Genomic DNA, 15,142 nt, shown 5'->3' with positions numbered 1-15,142 from the left:
CAACCTCACATGAGCGGGAGCTGACGGAGGTTGGTCTTCGCCAGCTCGACGATCTCGTCCCCGCGGCCCGTGAGGATCGTGCGGGTGGCGAACAGAGTGAAGCCCTTCATCTGCTCGAAGGTGATGTTCGGCGGCAGGGACAGCTCCTGGCGGGCGGTCCGTGCGTCGACGAGCGCGGGCCCCTCGTGGGCGAACGCCTTCTGCAGGGTCTCCTCGAGCTGTTCGGCGCGGTCGACGCGGGCTCCGAAGATGCCGACGGCGCGGGCGATCGCCCCGAAGTCCAGATCCTCCAGCTCCGTGCCGTAGTTGACGATGCCGCCGGCTTTCATCTCCAGTTCCACGAAGGACAGGGCCTGGTTGTTGAAGACGATGACCTTCACCGGAAGGTCGAGGTGGCGCAGGGTGATCAGCTCGCCCAGGAGCATGCTCAGTCCGCCGTCCCCGCACAGCGCGACGGCCTGACGGCCCGGCCCCGACGCGCACTGGGCGCCGATGGCCTGGGGCAGGGCGTTCGCCATGCTGCCGTGGTTGAAGGAGCCGATCAGCCGGCGTCGGCCGTTCATCGTGAGGTAGCGCGCGGCCCAGACGGTGGGGGTGCCGACGTCGGCGGTGAAGACGGCGTCGGCGGAGGCATGCCGGTCGACGGCCGCCGCGACCTGCTGAGGGTGCATCACCGACGCGGACCGCTTGGCCTCGGTGAGGTCGTCCAGGCGGGAACGCACCGTGCGGTAGTGGCCAGTGAGTTTGTCGAGGAACTTGGTGTCGCCCTTGGCCCGGATCAGCGGCCGCAGGGCGGCGGCGGTGTCCTTGACCGTGCCGACCAGCGGCACCTTCACCCCGACCCGGCGTCCGATGTGCTCCCCGCGGATGTCGACCTGGACCACCGGGACGTCGGACGGCGGATAGAACGGGCGGTAGGGGAAGTCCGTGCCGAGCATGAGCAGGGCGTCGCAGTGCTCCATCGCGCGGTAGCCGGAGCTGTAGCCGATCAGCCCGGTCAGCCCCACGTCGTACGGGTTGTCGTACTCCAGGAACTCCTTGCCGCGCAGGGCGTGCACGATCGGCGACTTCAGTGCCCCGGCCAGGGCCATGACCTCGTCGTGCGCTCCCTGGCATCCGGCTCCGCCCAGGATCGTCACCCGCTCGGCGCGGTTGAGTACGTCGGCGGCCGCCTCCAGGGCGGCGGTGTCCGGGGTGATGTGCGAGGTCGTGGCCCGGACGGGGTGGGAGAACGCCGCGAGGTCGCCGCGGGCGAGCAGCATGTTGCCCGGGACGACGAGGACGGACACGCCCCGGCGTTCGAGGGCCGTGCGCATCGCGATCCGCAGCAGCCGCGGGACCTGCTCGGCCGTCGCGGCGAGTTCCGTGTACACGCTGCACTCGCGGAACAGTTCCTGCGGATGGGTCTCCTGGAAATACTCGCCGCCGATCTCCTCGGCCGGAATGTGGGCGGCGATCGCCAGCACCGGGACGCGACTTCGCTGAGCGTCGTAAAGGCCGTTGATGAAGTGCAGATTTCCGGGACCGCAACTGCCCGCCACCACGGCGAGTTCACCGGTGACCGCGGCCTCCCCGGCCGCCGCGAACGCCGCGCTCTCCTCATGGCGTACATGAGCCCAGCGAATGGTGCCGTTGCGGCGCAGCGCATCCGTGAATCCGTTGAGGGAGTCACCCGGAAGACCGTAGACGCGGCGGACTCCGGAGGCAGCGAGGGCCTCCACCACACAGTCGGCAACTGTCGTGCTCATCTGTCGGCACCTCACTGTTCCGGGACGAGTCGAGCCCCACGGTCAGAAGACTTCTGTGCGGCAGTCCGGCCGGGATCAGCCCAGCGGAAATACCTGAGTCACGTTGTAGGACATCGAGCCCCGGAATCCCATGCCCGAGCGGACCGGGCGGAGATCGGCGAGTTCCTCGCGTGGCGCCGGGTAGAACTCGATCTCGCTGCTGCCGATCCACACCTCGGCCAGTTGCTGATCGCCGTAGTCCATGCGCACGAGTTCGTGCACGGCCGGCTTGTCGTACTTGCCCACTTCGAGGGTCGGGAAGTGCCGAAGATTGATCGTGGCGCGGCTCAGCAGGGGCGACGGGTCATCCAGTGGCTTCTCCAGGGTGACCCGGGCCTGGGCGAGCGTCCGCTCGTCGCAGGAGACGCTGGCCCCGAACCGGGCGCCGGGCGCCGGCGTGGGGGACGCCTTTCCCGGTGAGGCGAAGACTCGCGTCTGATGCACCTGCCCGATCTTCTTCGGGAATCCCTGTACCAGTCCGCGTGCCAGGGCGTGGTGATTGTCGACGTAGATGTAGGGGCACCAGGAGACGGGCTGTCCGTCGTAGTGGGCGTCGACGAGGACGAAGAACTCGCGGTACTGGCTGTAGACCGGGTCGAGGTATTCGTCGTTCTCCCCGTTGAACTGCCAGTCGAAGAAATAGGCGACGACCCGGCCGGACGTCTCCGGATCTGGGGACAGACCTTCGGGAAGGGTGGCCTCCGCGGCCGCGGGATCGGTCCAGAATTCGACCCCCACCACGTCCCCGGCGTAATGCCAGGGAGGCGCCATCGCCCCGTTCGCCTCACCCTTGGGAGAAAGCGGCACAGTGTATCCCTTGAGCATGGAGACCTCCAGCCGGATACGGAGATGAGCAGGCATACGGCTGTACGTGCGCGAGCCTGATTTATCCCCCATGGGGGGGTGTACCGAACCAAAATAGCCTGGATGCCCAACCGTTGCCTGGGGAGCCGCCGCAGCCTTTCTCTCGGTACGGCAATTCGGTTTCCGTCCACCTGAACTGACGGCGTCGGTCGGCTCGTTGCGGGTTTGGTCAGGCAGCTGACGGAGTGAGGGCCGTGCGGTCGAACGGGCCGGGGTGCGCGGCGGCGTGGGTGACAGCCTCGTTGACAGCGTCGAGGGAGAAGGAGCGCAGGCGCTCGGGGGCGAGGTCGAGGGCGCCCGAGGCGAGGAGCCGTATGAGACCGACGTTGGCGGTGCGCGGTGCCATCCACTGCCCGCGCACGGTGATCGAGTTGCGCATGATCCATGGGTAGGGCAGCGCGAGGTCGTCGCCGCCGAGCATGCCGACGCCGCCCATCAGGACGACGCGCCCGTACTCCCGTACGGTCATGGCCGCCGCGCGGGTCGCGGAGCTGGGGGCACTCGGCGGGAGGAGGTCGATGACGAGATCGATCGGGCCGTCGGCTGCCGTGGACATGGCGGTGCGGTCGGTGGCCTCGTCCCCGGTCAGCGTCACGGGACGTACACGCGGCCCGAAGCGGTCGACGAGGAGGTCGAGGCGGCCTGATTGCGGCCCGGGATGACCACGCGGCCCGCCCCCATCGCGAGCCCCACCGCGACCGCGCTGCTGCCGAAGTTCCCGGTGGCGCCGCTGACGAGCAGCGTCTCGCCGGGCTGGAGTCCACCGGCGAGCAGGCCGCCGTAGGGCACGGCGTGCACTGCGAGCGCCGACCAGCGGGCCGGGTCGTCCCCCGCGACGGCGGGCAGCGGGAAGACGTTCTCCGTCGGGACGCGCATGAGCTCGGCGAAGGAGCCGTCGTGCAGATGCCGGGCGAGCGCGGCACCGCCCTCGCCGCGGGAGCTCCAGCCCTGGAGGGCGATGTCGGGGGTCAGGACGTCGTCCCGGGAGCGCACCGTCGGGTCGCACCAGACCAGGTCACCGACGCGCAGCCGGGTGGCGTCCGGACCGGTGTGCACGATCCGTCCCACGCCGCCGAGGCCGGGCACGACCGGCGGGACGAGGGGGTAGTTCCGTACGCCGGCGAAGACGTCGGCCGCGTACGGCAGCACGCACGTGCCCAGCACCTCGACCAGCACCTCCCCGCCCACCGGCTCGGGATCGGGTACCTCCCGCACCGTGAGCGGGGCACCGAACTCCGTCAGAACCGCTGCTCGCATGGCATTGACCTCCGCTTTCGTCGCTGCTCCCGTGATCGACGCTAGAAGGTGACGGGGCATGCGGGAAGCGACGGTCGGGCATGCCTGGTATGCGTATACGGCATGGACGTCTCCAGTACGGGCCTGCGGGTCCTGCAGCAGATCGCGGAGTCCGGCAGCTTCACCGCGGCGGCCACCCGGCTCGGCTACACGCAGTCGGCGGTGTCACGCCAGGCCGCCTCGCTGGAGCGCGAGGCCGGCGCCACCCTGTTCGAACGGCGCTCGGACGGCGTACGGCTCACCCCCGCCGGGCTGACCCTGTTGCGGCACGCCCGCACGATCCTGGACACCCTCACGGCGGCCGAGCGCGATCTCACGGGGACCGCCCCGCGCACCGAGGTCGTACGGCTCGGGGTCTTCCTCAGCGCGGGCTCGGTCGTCCTGCCGGTCATGCTGGGGCGGCTCGCCGCGTCCGATCCGCACCTCACCGTCACGACCGTCGAGGGCACCACGCCCGGCCTGACCCGGGCACTGCGCGCGGGCACCATCGATCTCGCCGTACTGACCTCGCGCCCGCCCCACCGGCCGCCGGACGACGAGTTGCCGCGGCTGCACACCGAGACCGTCGAGGACACCGAACTGGTCGTCGCGGTCCCGGCGACCGGGGTGTTCGCGGGCCGCACGTCGGTGCACGTGGACGAGCTGGTCGACGCCCCCTGGATCGCCGCCCCGTCGTCGCGGTCCGAGCCGTTGCTCGGCGTCTGGCCGGGCCTGCCCGGGCGCCCGCGCGTCGTCCACTCCACCCGCGACTGGCTGACCAAGCTGCAGCTCGTCGCGGGCGGCTTCGGCGTGACGACCGTGCCGGCCCGCCTCGCGCCGCTGCTGCCGCCCGGGGTGAGCCTGGTCCACGTCGACGGGGCGTCGCCCGAGGTCCGCCGGGTGCTGGTGGCCCGCCTGCCGGGCCACGCGACTCCGGCCGTCACGGCGGTCACGCGGGCGATCATGGCCGCCGTCTGACGCCTCACATGTCGTCGTGGGACGGTCGGTCACCCGTGCGCGGGACCCGCTGTCCGCCCTACGCCGGGTCCGCGCCGACCTGTCACCCGCCCTGACGTCCCGTTGAGGCCGGGGAGCCGATCCCCGAAAACGCTGGGCGAGAGCGGCCCTGTACGAAATCATGCGTGTCCGTGACCCATACGACACCCGAAAGCCCGTGGCCCGGCAACATCAGTGCCATCACCCTGTTCGTGGAGGACCTGGAGGCCACGAAGCGGTTCTACTGTGACGTGTTCCGTCTCCCCGTGACGTACGAGGACGACGAGTCGGCCGTCTTCAGCTTCGGGAACACCCTCATCAACCTGCTGCGGTCCACGGCGGCGCACGAGCTGATCCACCCGGAGCGCGTCGCCGCCCCGGACACCGGCTCCCGCGTTCAACTCACGTTGCCCGTGGCCGACGTCGACGCGATGTGCAAGGAACTGACCACCTGTGGTGTGACGTTGCTGAACGGCCCCACGGACCGGCCCTGGGGCATCCGCACCGCCAGCTTCAAGGATCCGGGCGGCCACATCTGGGAGATCGCCAAGTGACCGCCCCCGCGAAGACAGAGCTGCAGGTCCTGCTGTCCTTCCTGCACGCACAGCGCCGCCATGTCCTCGGCATTCTCGACGGACTGGAACCGGAGGCGCTGCGGCGGCCCGTGCTGCCGTCGGGGTGGAGCTGCCTGGGGCTCGTCCAGCATCTCTCGCTCGACGTCGAACGCTTCTGGTTCCGGGCCGTCCTCACTGGCGATCAGGCTGTCATCGACGCCCTGGACGAGGTCGAGGACGCCTGGCAGGTGGCCCCGGATGTCCCCCACACCGAGGTGCTGGACCGGTACCGGGCAGAGGCGGAGCTCTCCGACGCCGTCGTGGCCGCCGCGGACGCGGACGCCCCCTTGGCCTGGTGGCCCCACCACCTCTTCGGCGCCCCGCATCTGCACACCCTCCGGGACGTCCTGCTGCACGTCATCACCGAGACCGCGTGCCACGCCGGACACCTGGACGCAGCACGCGAACTCCTCGACGGCCGGCGATGGCTCGTCCTGACCTGAGAGGACGGCTCAGCCCAGGTCGTAGTCGAACCACCGCGCCCTCGGTCTGACTTCCACTGCCGGATGACGGGTGTCCCAGGACGCTGCCCCTCAGGGGGGTGCCCCCAGGCCGCCGCCCCTCAGGTCGCCGTAGGCCACCCGCGCAGCAGTTCCGCGATCCGTCCCGCCGTGCACGTCGGGTCGAGGAGCAGGTCCTTCAGGGCGACGGCGTGCTCGCGGGCCGGTTTGACCGTGATGCCGGCCGCCTCGAGGTACATGACGCCGGTCGCGGCGGCCACCGCCATGTTGGAGCGTTCCAGCCAACGGCAGCGGCCCAGCGTGTGCACCAGGGCCGCGGCCTTGGCGTACGGGCTGTCGTAGACGGGCTGTTCGAACAGCTCGGCCCGGTGGCGGGCGACCGCCGAGACGGGGACGCCGTAGTCGTCGGGCGCGGGGTCGTTCGCCCCGGCGATCTCGGTGACCTGCAGGATCCAGGGGACGTCGATGTGCAGGTCCATCAGGCGGCGCGCACTCCGCCGGCCGCCCGCGTCCGCTCGCCGTCCTCGGCCTCGTCGAAGATCGCCTGGTGCTCCGCGAGGAAGCGTCCGGCGGCCTCGACCGCGCGGGCGCGCAGCCCGCTGGCGTCGTCCTGCACCAGCCGGGCGAGATAGTCCCCCACGCTGAGGCCCAGGTCAGCGGCCCTCTTCTTCGCGAGCTCGGCGATGTCCTCGTCCACGCGCGCGCCCAGCTGTGTCTTCGCCATGCGGGCATGGTAACAGCTGTTACCAGGTCAATGGAAGGCCCGGAGTCACCCTTCCCGGCGGGCAGGACCGGCCCCCTCCGCCACCACCCCGGCGAGCAGATCCGACCTCGTCCGCCGTGATCGCCCACGCCCAAGGTGCACACCTTCCCCACCTCAACTCCCCCACCACACACCCCTCTTCACAGCCGACCGACAACCTGCGAAGACAAAACGGATTTCAACTTCCGGCTGTGTTCAACGCATTGACACGCTCATTACCCAGCGTTTACGTTCCGGCCATCTGAGAGCGCTCTCAAACTCTCGGACTCCCCTCCTGTGAAGACTTGAGGTGCCCCATGCGATCCCCACGCACCAGACCAGCGGCAGTCCTGTTGCTGGCCTCAGCCCTCGCAGCCTTCGGGCTCGGTCCGGCCGCCTCTCCGGCGGCCGCGGCCACCGTGCCCGTAGGTTCCGGCAGCTACTCCGACACCAGGCCGCCCGGCACATCGGGCCCCACCACCAACACAGGAACGCCCGTCACCCCCAAGGTGACCGCGGCCGCAAGGAACCGGCCGGTCCCCACCAACGACTGGTGGTCCTCCCTGGCCTTCCAGCGGTACGGCGACAACCCATGGTCGACCCCCATGTACGGCCACCCCCTTACCTACCAGGCCACCGCCAACGGACTGGACGTCGGCTACCCGACCTCCCCGGCGATCGTCGGCGACGGACGCCAGTACGAGTACGCCCACAAGCGCGACCTGACCATCGGGCTGTCCGGCCTCAACTCCCCCGACACCAAGGCCGACGGCTGGTCCGACTGGACGGTCACCCCCCTGTGGTCCGACGGCAGCCGCACCCTGCGGACCACCATCGGCCACGGCTCCCCGTTCGTATACGCCAAGGGCACCGGCGGCAACGCCCAGGTCACCACGGCCGGAGCGCCGACCGTCTTCGCCGACCAGGGCAACGTCCTCGGCATCACCGTCGGCGGACACCACTACGCCCTGTTCGCGCCGAGCGGCAGCGACTGGAACGTCTCCGGCTCCACTGTCACCGCGGGCCTCGGCGGCAAGGACTACTTCTCCGTCGCCGTCCTGCCGTCGACGGGCGCGCTGTCGACGTACGCGAAGTACGCGTTCAGCTTCGTCACCGACTCCAAGGCGACCTGGAGCTACAGCGGCGGCACCGTGCGGGCCTCGTACACGCTGACCACGGAGGCGCAGGAGGGCAGCGAGCGCGGCACGCTCCAGGCGCTCTACCGCCACCAGTGGCTGAACACCTCGGACGCCCTGACCTCGTACACGTACGTCTCGCCGCGCGGCACCATGAAGGTACGTGAGGCGGCCTCGTTCAGCACCAGCCAGAAGGCGTCGGCGGTCCTGCCCGCGCTGCCCAAGTCGGACGGGGTGGACACGGCGCGGCTGCGCGGCTACCTCAACGACGTCGTGAACGCCTCCGACCCGTTCTCCGGAGCGTCCGACACCTACTGGACCGGCAAGGCCCTCGGCCGGCTGGCCCAACTGGTGCCCGTCGCCGAGCAGATCGGCGAGACCGGCACCCGCGACCGACTGATCGGCCTGCTCAAGGGCAAGCTGCAGGAGTGGTTCACGGCCGGTGGCGCCAACGAGTTCAGCTACGACAAGGACTGGAAGACCCTCACCGGTTACCCCGCGTCCTACGGCAGCGACACCGAGCTGAACGACCACCACTTCCACTACGGGTACTACGTCTACGCGGCGGCGATCGTCGCCCAGTACGACCCGTCGTGGGCGGCGGACTCGGCATGGGGCGGCATGGTCAAGACCCTCGTCCGGGACACCGTCAACCCGAGCCGCACCGACAGCTCGTTCCCCTTCCTGCGCGGTTTCGACGTCTACGCCGGGCACAGCTGGGCCTCCGGTCACCAGGGCTTCGCGGCCGGCAACAACCAGGAGTCGTCCTCCGAGTCGACCAACCTCAGCGCGGCCCTGGTCCTGTGGGGTTCGGCGACCGGTGACACCTCGCTGCGCGACCTCGGCACCTTCCTGCTGACCACCGAGTCGGAGTCGATCGCGCAGTACTGGTTCGACGCGGACGAGCAGGTCTTCCCGTCCTCCTTCGGCCACGACACGGTCGGCATGGTGTGGGGCAGCGGCGGCGCCTACGCCACCTGGTGGACGGCCAACCCGGAGGAGATCCACGGCATCAACGTCCTTCCGGTGACGGGTGGTTCGCTCCACCTCGGCGGTGAGAAGGCCGCCATCCGCCGCAACATCGCGGAGATGGAACGGGAGAACGGCGGCCCCGCCGTCGAATGGCGCGACATCCTCTGGGAGTTCCAGTCCTTCGCCGACCCGGCCTCGGCCAAGTCCAAGTGGGACTCCGGCAACGGCGGTTACACCCCGGAACAGGGCGAGTCGAAGGCGCACACCTACCACTGGATCAACACCCTCGACACCATCGGCGCCCCGGACGCCTCCGTCACCGGTGACATCCCCGCCTCGGCCGTCTTCACCAAGGGCTCGACGCGCACCTATGTGGCCCACAACCACGGTTCGTCGGCCCGGACCGTCACCTTCTCGGACGGCAAGACGCTGTCGGTGCCGGCCCGTTCCACGGCCAGCGGCACCGGGTCCGGATCGCAGGACCCCGACCCCGATCCCGACCCGGAGCCGACGACGGGGAACACCTTCCAGCTGCGCGGCGGCGGTGTCCTCACGACCGCGACCGGCGGCACCGCGGGCAGCGACACCATCGCGTCCGCCGGTGGCACCAACCACGACGGCACGCCGTACCAGCCCCTCGTCTACGAGGCCCGGGGAGTGAACGGCACCCTCACCTCGGGCGCCGGCACCACCTTCAAGCTCCAGGTCGACGCCGGCACCTCGGTCGGTCTCGGCCAGCAGGCCCGGATCAGCTACGACCTGACCGGCGACGGCACCTTCGACCGGACGGAGACGTACAACTACTTCGCCACCGACCCGGTCACCGGGTGGGAGGAGTACAGCCAGGCCAGGGGCCTCAGGTCCAGCACGGGCACCCTGGGCAACCTCAAGAACGGCACGGTACGCCTGGAGGTGTGGAGCGCCATCGGCAACGGCAGCTCCAAGCTGCAGACCGGCACCGACAAGTCGGTGGTGGTGATCCCCTTCAGCTGACCCGACCGTTCGCGCGGCGGACGACGGAGCCCTTCCCGCGTCCGCCGCGCGGCCGTGTGCCACCCGCAAGGGTGAGGGTGCCCGCAAACAGCCCACTCCGGAGCGGCACCCTCCCGGGAATTGACCTGAACATGGGAAAACTGGGCCTCCGTCGCCTCTAGTGTGACGGCCAGCCGATCTCCAGCCGCCCCCCTCCAGGAGTTCCCGTGACGTCACCGAGCAGCCGGCGCGCCCGGCGCATACCCGTCGTGCTCCGCCGCAAGGCGCTCCTCGCCGCCATCCCCGTGACCGTCACGGCGTTGCTCGCCGGCGCGGGGCCCGCGGTGGCCCACGGCACGGGTTCGGCGGGCGTCGGTGACCCGTACTTCCCGCTGGCCGGCAACGGCGGTTACGAGGTGGGCCACTACGACCTGGCGCTGCGGTACGACACCGGCAGCCGGCGTCTGGAGGGCAGAGCCGTCCTCACGGCCCGCGCCACCCAGCGCCTCACCCGTTTCGACCTCGACCTCGAGGGCCTGAAGGTCGCCTCGGTCACCGTGGACCACGCGAAGGCCGACTTCCGCCGTTCCGGGCAGGAACTCGTCGTCACCCCGCGCCGCGCGCTGCGCCCCGGCCGGGCCTTCCGGGTCACCGTCGACTACCACGGCACCCCGAAGCCGGTCACCGACCCGGACGGCTCCGCAGACGGCTGGATCCCCACCGACGACGGCGCCTTCGTGGCCGGTGAGCCGCAGGGCGCGATGACCTGGTTCCCGGTGAACAACCACCCCACCGACAAGGCGACGTACGACTTCACCGTCACCGTGCCCAAGGGGCGCACAGCCGTGGCCAACGGCGTGCTGCTCGGGCAGCGCACCGCGCACGGGCGTACGACGTTCCGCTGGCGCGCGGCCGAGCCCATGGCCGCCTATCTGGCCACCGTCACCGTCGGCACGTTCAAGGTGGAGCGGTACACCACCCGCGACGGCGTCGAGGTCTACAACGCCGTCGACCCACGGGAGGCCCGGGCGGCGGCGCCGGTGCTGCGGAAGCTGCCCGAGGTGCTCGCCTGGGAGAGCGGGCTGTTCGGGCCGTACCCGTTCCGCGCGGCCGGCGCGATCGTCGACCACGCACCGGACGTCGGCTACGCCCTGGAGACCCAGACCCGGCCGCTGTACGACTCCGCGCCCGACGTGGCCACGCTCGTGCACGAGAGCGCGCACCAGTGGTTCGGCGACTCGGTGTCCCTGACCACCTGGAAGGACATCTGGCTCAACGAGGGCTTCGCCACGTACGCCGAGTGGCTGTACGACGAGCAGCACGGCGGCGACACCGCCCAGAAGTCCTTCGACACCCTGTACGCCCGCCCCGCGAGCGACGAACTGTGGGCGTTCCCGCCCGCGGACCCGGGCAGCGGCGCGAACATCTTCGGCACGCCGGTGTACGCGCGGGGCGCGATGACCCTGCACGAACTGAGGCGCACCGTCGGGGACAAGACGTTCCTCCGCATCCTGCGCGCCTGGGCGACCAAGCACCGTGACGGGCACGGCACGACCGCCCAGTTCGTGAAGCTGGCGGAGGCGACGTCGGGAAAGAGGCTGGACGGACTGTTCCGGACGTGGCTGTTCACGGAGGGCAAGCCCCGGCGCGCCTGAGAGCACGCCGGGCCCCTTCTACGGCCGCATCAGCTCCAGGTCCTGGCCCCAGGCGTCCAGCACCTCACCGTGCCCGGCCCGTCGCGCGGCGCTCTCGACGCGGGCGAACAGCTCACGCTGGACCGTCACTTCGCCGGTCTCCGTGACACGGCCGACGGTGTCGAGCAGGGTGCCGGTGTCCCACCCGGGGAGCGGGTGCCGGGCCAGTTCCCAGGCCAGGTACTTGTTGTAGGGGCGGGGACGGCGGTCGAGTGTGAAGAGCAGGTCGAGCAGGTGGCCGACGCTGTCGGCGGCGTCGAGGCGTGCGGCGAGGGTCTGCCCGTCCCGGTCGTTCTTGAGGGACCGGTAGATGGAGTTGACGTAGGCGTCGAGCCGGGTCGCGGCGTCGCGCGCCGCCTCGTCGGCGGTCAGGTGCGCCTTGGCGGCGAGGATGCGGGTGATCTCCCCGTCGAGGCTGTCGAGGACGACCCGGGCGCGCGCGAGGGCGTACCGCTCGAAGCCGGGCATCCCCGCCGCCCGGAAGTCCGTGAGGGAGACGACGACGAGGTCCAGTTCGGCACTGCGGTGCCCGGCGAAGCGGGTGAGGCCGGTGGGAGCGTCGTCGGCGAGGACCACGTACAGATCGTGGTCGGAGTGCCGGGTGGCCATGCCCTCGTGGGCCCGGGACCCCTTGAGGACGAGCCCGACGACGGCCGGGTCGGTGGCGGCGAGGGCGACGAACGCGTCGTAGGTGAGGGGCTGTTGCGTGGTCATGGTGGGGATCTCCGTGGGGTGATGACGGGTTGCCTTTCAGGGCCCCCGCATCGAGGGCGCCCGTGCCGTCCGCGGCTGCGCGGGGCCGCCGCCCGGAGAATCAACGCACGCCGGGACTGTACTGCCGGGCCCGCGCCCGAGGGGCGTTAATCGGTGGAGCCGCGTATCGCCCCGCTGATACGTTCGCGGTGGACCGGCCAAGTCGTCGTAGGAGGTGAGACCCGTGAACGCAGTTTCCCGTGGGTGCTCCCTCATCCCGTCACGGTCCGGCGGCTGACATTCGGTGTCGCCAGGAGCGCCTGAGTTCGAGGCTCTCCTGGAAGGGGACTCCGATGGATCCGAAGACCTACCCATCACATCCGGCCGAACAGGCAACGCTGGTCACGCGCGTCGCGTACGGGCAGTGGCACGCCCTGGAGGACGACCTGGTGGTCGGCCGGGGGCATGTGCAGCACCGGCCGGACGGACGTCTGTTCGTCAGCGTCGACGCCTGGCACGACACCGCCTTCGCGCAGCTCGCCGAGGCGATGACCGCCGCGCTTCCGGCGCCGCTGCACACCGTGGTCGACGAGGCCGACACCGAGCTGACGGCCCTTTGGCGGCGGGCCGGTTTCACCGTGCTGCGCCGCGAGGTGGAGTACGCCGTGCCCACCGACCCCGACGTCACGGGGCTGCGTGCGGCCGTACCGCCGCCGGGCGTGACCGTCGTGCCCGCCGGACAGGCGGACGAGGGGATGCTGCGCGAAGTGGACCGCGTCGTCCGGGCCGAGGTCGAGGCGACCGTGGGCTGGCGGTCGATGCCCGCCGAGGTGGTGCCCCGTACGGAGGGCGACACCATCGTCGACCCGGCGCTGTACGCGGTGGCCGCGACACCCGACGCCTATCTGGGGCTGATCCGGGTGGTGCGGGTGAAGCGGCCACGGATCGGGCTGCTCGCGGTGCGGACCGGTGAGCGGCGGCGCGGCGTCGGCCGGGCACTGCTCGCCCACGCGCTGGGTGTGCTCCACCGTGCCGGGACCGCCGAGGCGTGGGCCGAGGTCGACGAATCGAACGTGGTGGCGTCGGCGCTGTTCCGGGGCATCGGGGCGCGGCCGGTGGGCTGCACGCTGGAGCTCGTGCGATGACGCGGACCAGGAACGTCATCGAGGCCGAGGGCCGGGTCGTGGAGTGTCTGCGCAGCGCCATGTTCACCGTGGAGCTGGAGAACGGCCACCAGGTCCTCGCGCACATCAGCGGGAAGATCCGCAAGCACTACATCCGGATCATGCTGGGCGACCGGGTCCTGGTGGAGCTTCCGCCGTACGACCTGACGCGGGGGCGGATCGTGTTCCGGTACCGGAACTAGTGCTGTCGTCCGTGGGGCCCGGTCCTGAACCGGACCGGGCCCCTTGGGCGTGCGGGCCGTCAGGCCGGTTCGGGTTGGGGCTGCGGCTGCCGGGCCGGGACGATCCCCGTTTCCGCGTCCCAGAGCCTGGTCGTACGGACGTAGACGTAGACCACCGACGTCATCGCCAGGACCAGCAGCGGCCCCCAGACGCGCGGGTGCAGGGCCATCTCCATCGGGAGGTACCGGTAGCTCACCAGCAGGGCGCTGAAGACCACCGTGCCGTACGAGACCAGCACGACCGCCGGCCGGTCCCAGCCCCGCACCTGGGCACGCAGCGCCGCCTCGATCGTCAGCGCGAACACCACACCGGCGAGCAGGTCCACGCCGTAGTGGTAGCCGAAACCGAGGGTCGCGGTGAGGGTGGCGACCAGCCAGAACGTACCGGCGTAGCGCAGCGGGCGAGGGGCTCTGCGGGTGTGGATGAAGATCGCGATGCTCCACGCCGTGTGCAGGCTCGGCATGCAGTTGCGGGGGGTGAGCCCGTCGTACGGCATCGGGTGCGGGGTGCTCAGGGGCGGCGGGGTGTGGGGCCACAGGTTGAGCAGGGACCATTCCACGCCGCCCGTTCCGGACGCGCCGGGGCCGTAGGCGAAGACGGGGCCGACCACCGGGAAGATCATGTAGAAGGCCGGGCCCAGCAGGCCGATCACCAGGAACGTGCGGACCAGGTGGTGCCGTGGAAAGCGGCCTTCGACGGCCACGTTGCGCAGCTGGTAGAGGGCGACCACCACGGCGGCGACGGCGAGCTGGGCGTACACGATCTGGACGATGTTGGTGCCGATCGGGGCCGTGGCCTCGAGCATCCGTCCGGCCAGCCAGGACGGGTCGCCGAGGGCGCGGTCGGCGGTGGCCACGTACGGGTCGAGGACCGTCGGGCGGGTCTTGGCCGTGATGATGAGCCAGGTGTCACCGGTCTTGCGGCCCGCCATGAGCAGGAAGGCCAGTCCGACGCCCTTCAGCAGGAGGGTGCGTTCGGCGCCGGTGCGGCGGGTCACGGCGATGACCGCGAACGCCAGGATCACCCAGAGCGCGCCGCCGCCGAGGAAGTACTCGCTGGGAGGGTCGACGCCGATCATCCATCGCACCAGGGCGGAGACGACGTCGATGCCGAGCGCGGCGCCTGCCGCGAGGAGACGTTGCCGCCAGGTGAGCACCACCATCAGCAGCGCGAGACCGGCGTACAGGGGGCCCGGTTTGGGGGCGTATATGAGGTCCTTGACCTGACTGGTCATCGGTCCCGGGACGCCGATGTCGCGTGCGGCGATCTCCAGGGCGACCAGGAAGCCGAGGACCGCCACGCCTGCCGCGGTCCAGAACATCGCCCGTGGCCGGCGCCAGGGGGGCGGTCCTTCGGCCGTGTCCTTCTCGTTCGGGGAGATCCGCGACGATATGGATCTCACCGTTGTGCCCGATGTGTCATGGGCAGCCAAGCCACCTTTCGCGTCGCACGGCATGGTCTCCCTGGTGGGGGCGGCGGGGACCGTCGTCGGTGCGCACATGCTATCCGGGCGGCGGTGGGCGCTTTCCG

The 15,142-nt window shown here is 70.8% G+C and carries 13 protein-coding genes and 1 pseudogene; 7 read left to right on the top strand and 7 right to left on the bottom strand.

What is annotated here, in order from left to right; all coding sequences use genetic code 11:
* Positions 1–5 precede the first annotated feature (5 nt).
* The 3 genes and pseudogenes from poxB to KBY32_RS11125 form a co-directional block, all read right to left on the bottom strand.
* Positions 6–1,748 (bottom strand): ubiquinone-dependent pyruvate dehydrogenase, encoded by a 1,743-nt coding sequence (poxB, locus tag KBY32_RS11135; protein ID WP_210979789.1) that lies wholly within the window; start codon positions 1,746–1,748, stop codon positions 6–8.
* A gap of 75 nt (positions 1,749–1,823) precedes the next feature.
* Entirely contained in the window at positions 1,824–2,612 is a 789-nt protein-coding gene (locus tag KBY32_RS11130) for an acetoacetate decarboxylase family protein (RefSeq protein WP_210979788.1), read from the bottom strand.
* Positions 2,613–2,820: 208 nt separating this feature from the next.
* Positions 2,821–3,908, bottom strand: a pseudogene (locus KBY32_RS11125) (alcohol dehydrogenase catalytic domain-containing protein).
* A 102-nt stretch (positions 3,909–4,010) separates the two neighbouring features.
* Between KBY32_RS11125 and KBY32_RS11120 the strand changes: the two are divergent.
* The 3 genes from KBY32_RS11120 (at position 4,011) to KBY32_RS11110 (ending at position 5,979) form a co-directional block, all read left to right on the top strand.
* Positions 4,011–4,904 carry a LysR family transcriptional regulator gene (locus tag KBY32_RS11120; protein WP_210979787.1) on the top strand — a complete coding sequence of 298 codons (894 nt, stop codon included), beginning with the start codon at positions 4,011–4,013 and terminating at the stop codon, positions 4,902–4,904.
* A gap of 164 nt (positions 4,905–5,068) precedes the next feature.
* Positions 5,069–5,476 carry a VOC family protein gene (locus tag KBY32_RS11115; protein ID WP_308293694.1) on the top strand — a complete coding sequence of 136 codons (408 nt, stop codon included), beginning with the start codon at positions 5,069–5,071 and terminating at the stop codon, positions 5,474–5,476.
* Positions 5,473–5,979, top strand: coding sequence for a DUF664 domain-containing protein (locus KBY32_RS11110; protein WP_308293693.1), 507 nt, complete (start codon positions 5,473–5,475; stop codon positions 5,977–5,979). Before KBY32_RS11115 ends, KBY32_RS11110 begins: the two co-directional genes overlap by 4 nt.
* A 119-nt stretch (positions 5,980–6,098) precedes the next feature.
* Here KBY32_RS11110 and KBY32_RS11105 read toward each other — a convergent pair whose 3' ends face one another.
* A complete protein-coding gene (locus tag KBY32_RS11105) occupies positions 6,099–6,476 on the bottom strand; it encodes a hypothetical protein (RefSeq protein ID WP_055620330.1) in 378 nt (125 codons plus the stop codon).
* Positions 6,476–6,721 (bottom strand): hypothetical protein, encoded by a 246-nt coding sequence (locus tag KBY32_RS11100; protein WP_108710274.1) that lies wholly within the window; start codon positions 6,719–6,721, stop codon positions 6,476–6,478. The genes KBY32_RS11105 and KBY32_RS11100 overlap by 1 nt, the downstream gene beginning before the upstream one ends.
* A 335-nt stretch (positions 6,722–7,056) precedes the next feature.
* On the opposite strand from KBY32_RS11100, the gene KBY32_RS11095 reads away from it, so the two are divergent.
* Both KBY32_RS11095 and KBY32_RS11090 read left to right on the top strand, forming a co-directional pair.
* Positions 7,057–9,840 (top strand): glycosyl hydrolase, encoded by a 2,784-nt coding sequence (locus tag KBY32_RS11095; protein WP_210979786.1) that lies wholly within the window; start codon positions 7,057–7,059, stop codon positions 9,838–9,840.
* Positions 9,841–10,088: 248 nt separating this feature from the next.
* Positions 10,089–11,474 (top strand): M1 family metallopeptidase, encoded by a 1,386-nt coding sequence (locus KBY32_RS11090; protein WP_374224928.1) that lies wholly within the window; start codon positions 10,089–10,091, stop codon positions 11,472–11,474.
* A gap of 18 nt (positions 11,475–11,492) precedes the next feature.
* Here the strand turns inward: KBY32_RS11090 and KBY32_RS11085 are convergent, their stop codons facing one another.
* On the bottom strand, positions 11,493–12,227 hold the full coding sequence (locus tag KBY32_RS11085; RefSeq protein WP_210979785.1) for a hypothetical protein: 735 nt from the start codon (positions 12,225–12,227) through the stop codon (positions 11,493–11,495).
* Positions 12,228–12,559: 332 nt separating this feature from the next.
* Here KBY32_RS11085 and KBY32_RS11080 point away from each other — a divergent pair, with 332 nt between their 5' ends.
* Complete coding sequence (locus KBY32_RS11080) at positions 12,560–13,351, top strand: N-acetyltransferase (RefSeq protein ID WP_210979784.1); 792 nt, start codon at positions 12,560–12,562, stop codon at positions 13,349–13,351.
* Positions 13,348–13,572 carry a translation initiation factor IF-1 gene (infA, locus tag KBY32_RS11075; RefSeq protein ID WP_210979783.1) on the top strand — a complete coding sequence of 75 codons (225 nt, stop codon included), beginning with the start codon at positions 13,348–13,350 and terminating at the stop codon, positions 13,570–13,572. Before KBY32_RS11080 ends, infA begins: the two co-directional genes overlap by 4 nt.
* 59 nt (positions 13,573–13,631) lie before the next feature.
* Here the strand turns inward: infA and KBY32_RS11070 are convergent, their stop codons facing one another.
* Positions 13,632–14,933: a phosphatase PAP2 family protein gene (locus tag KBY32_RS11070; protein WP_210980035.1), complete on the bottom strand. Its 1,302-nt coding sequence runs from the start codon at positions 14,931–14,933 to the stop codon at positions 13,632–13,634.
* Between the last annotated feature and the right edge of the window lie 209 nt (positions 14,934–15,142).

Origin of the sequence: Streptomyces sp. RK62, from assembly GCF_018070255.1 — a bacterium.
Lineage (GTDB): Bacteria > Actinomycetota > Actinomycetes > Streptomycetales > Streptomycetaceae > Streptomyces > Streptomyces nigra.
The sequence above is the reverse complement of the archived record's forward strand: the minus strand, read 5'-3'. Positions and strand labels throughout refer to the sequence as shown.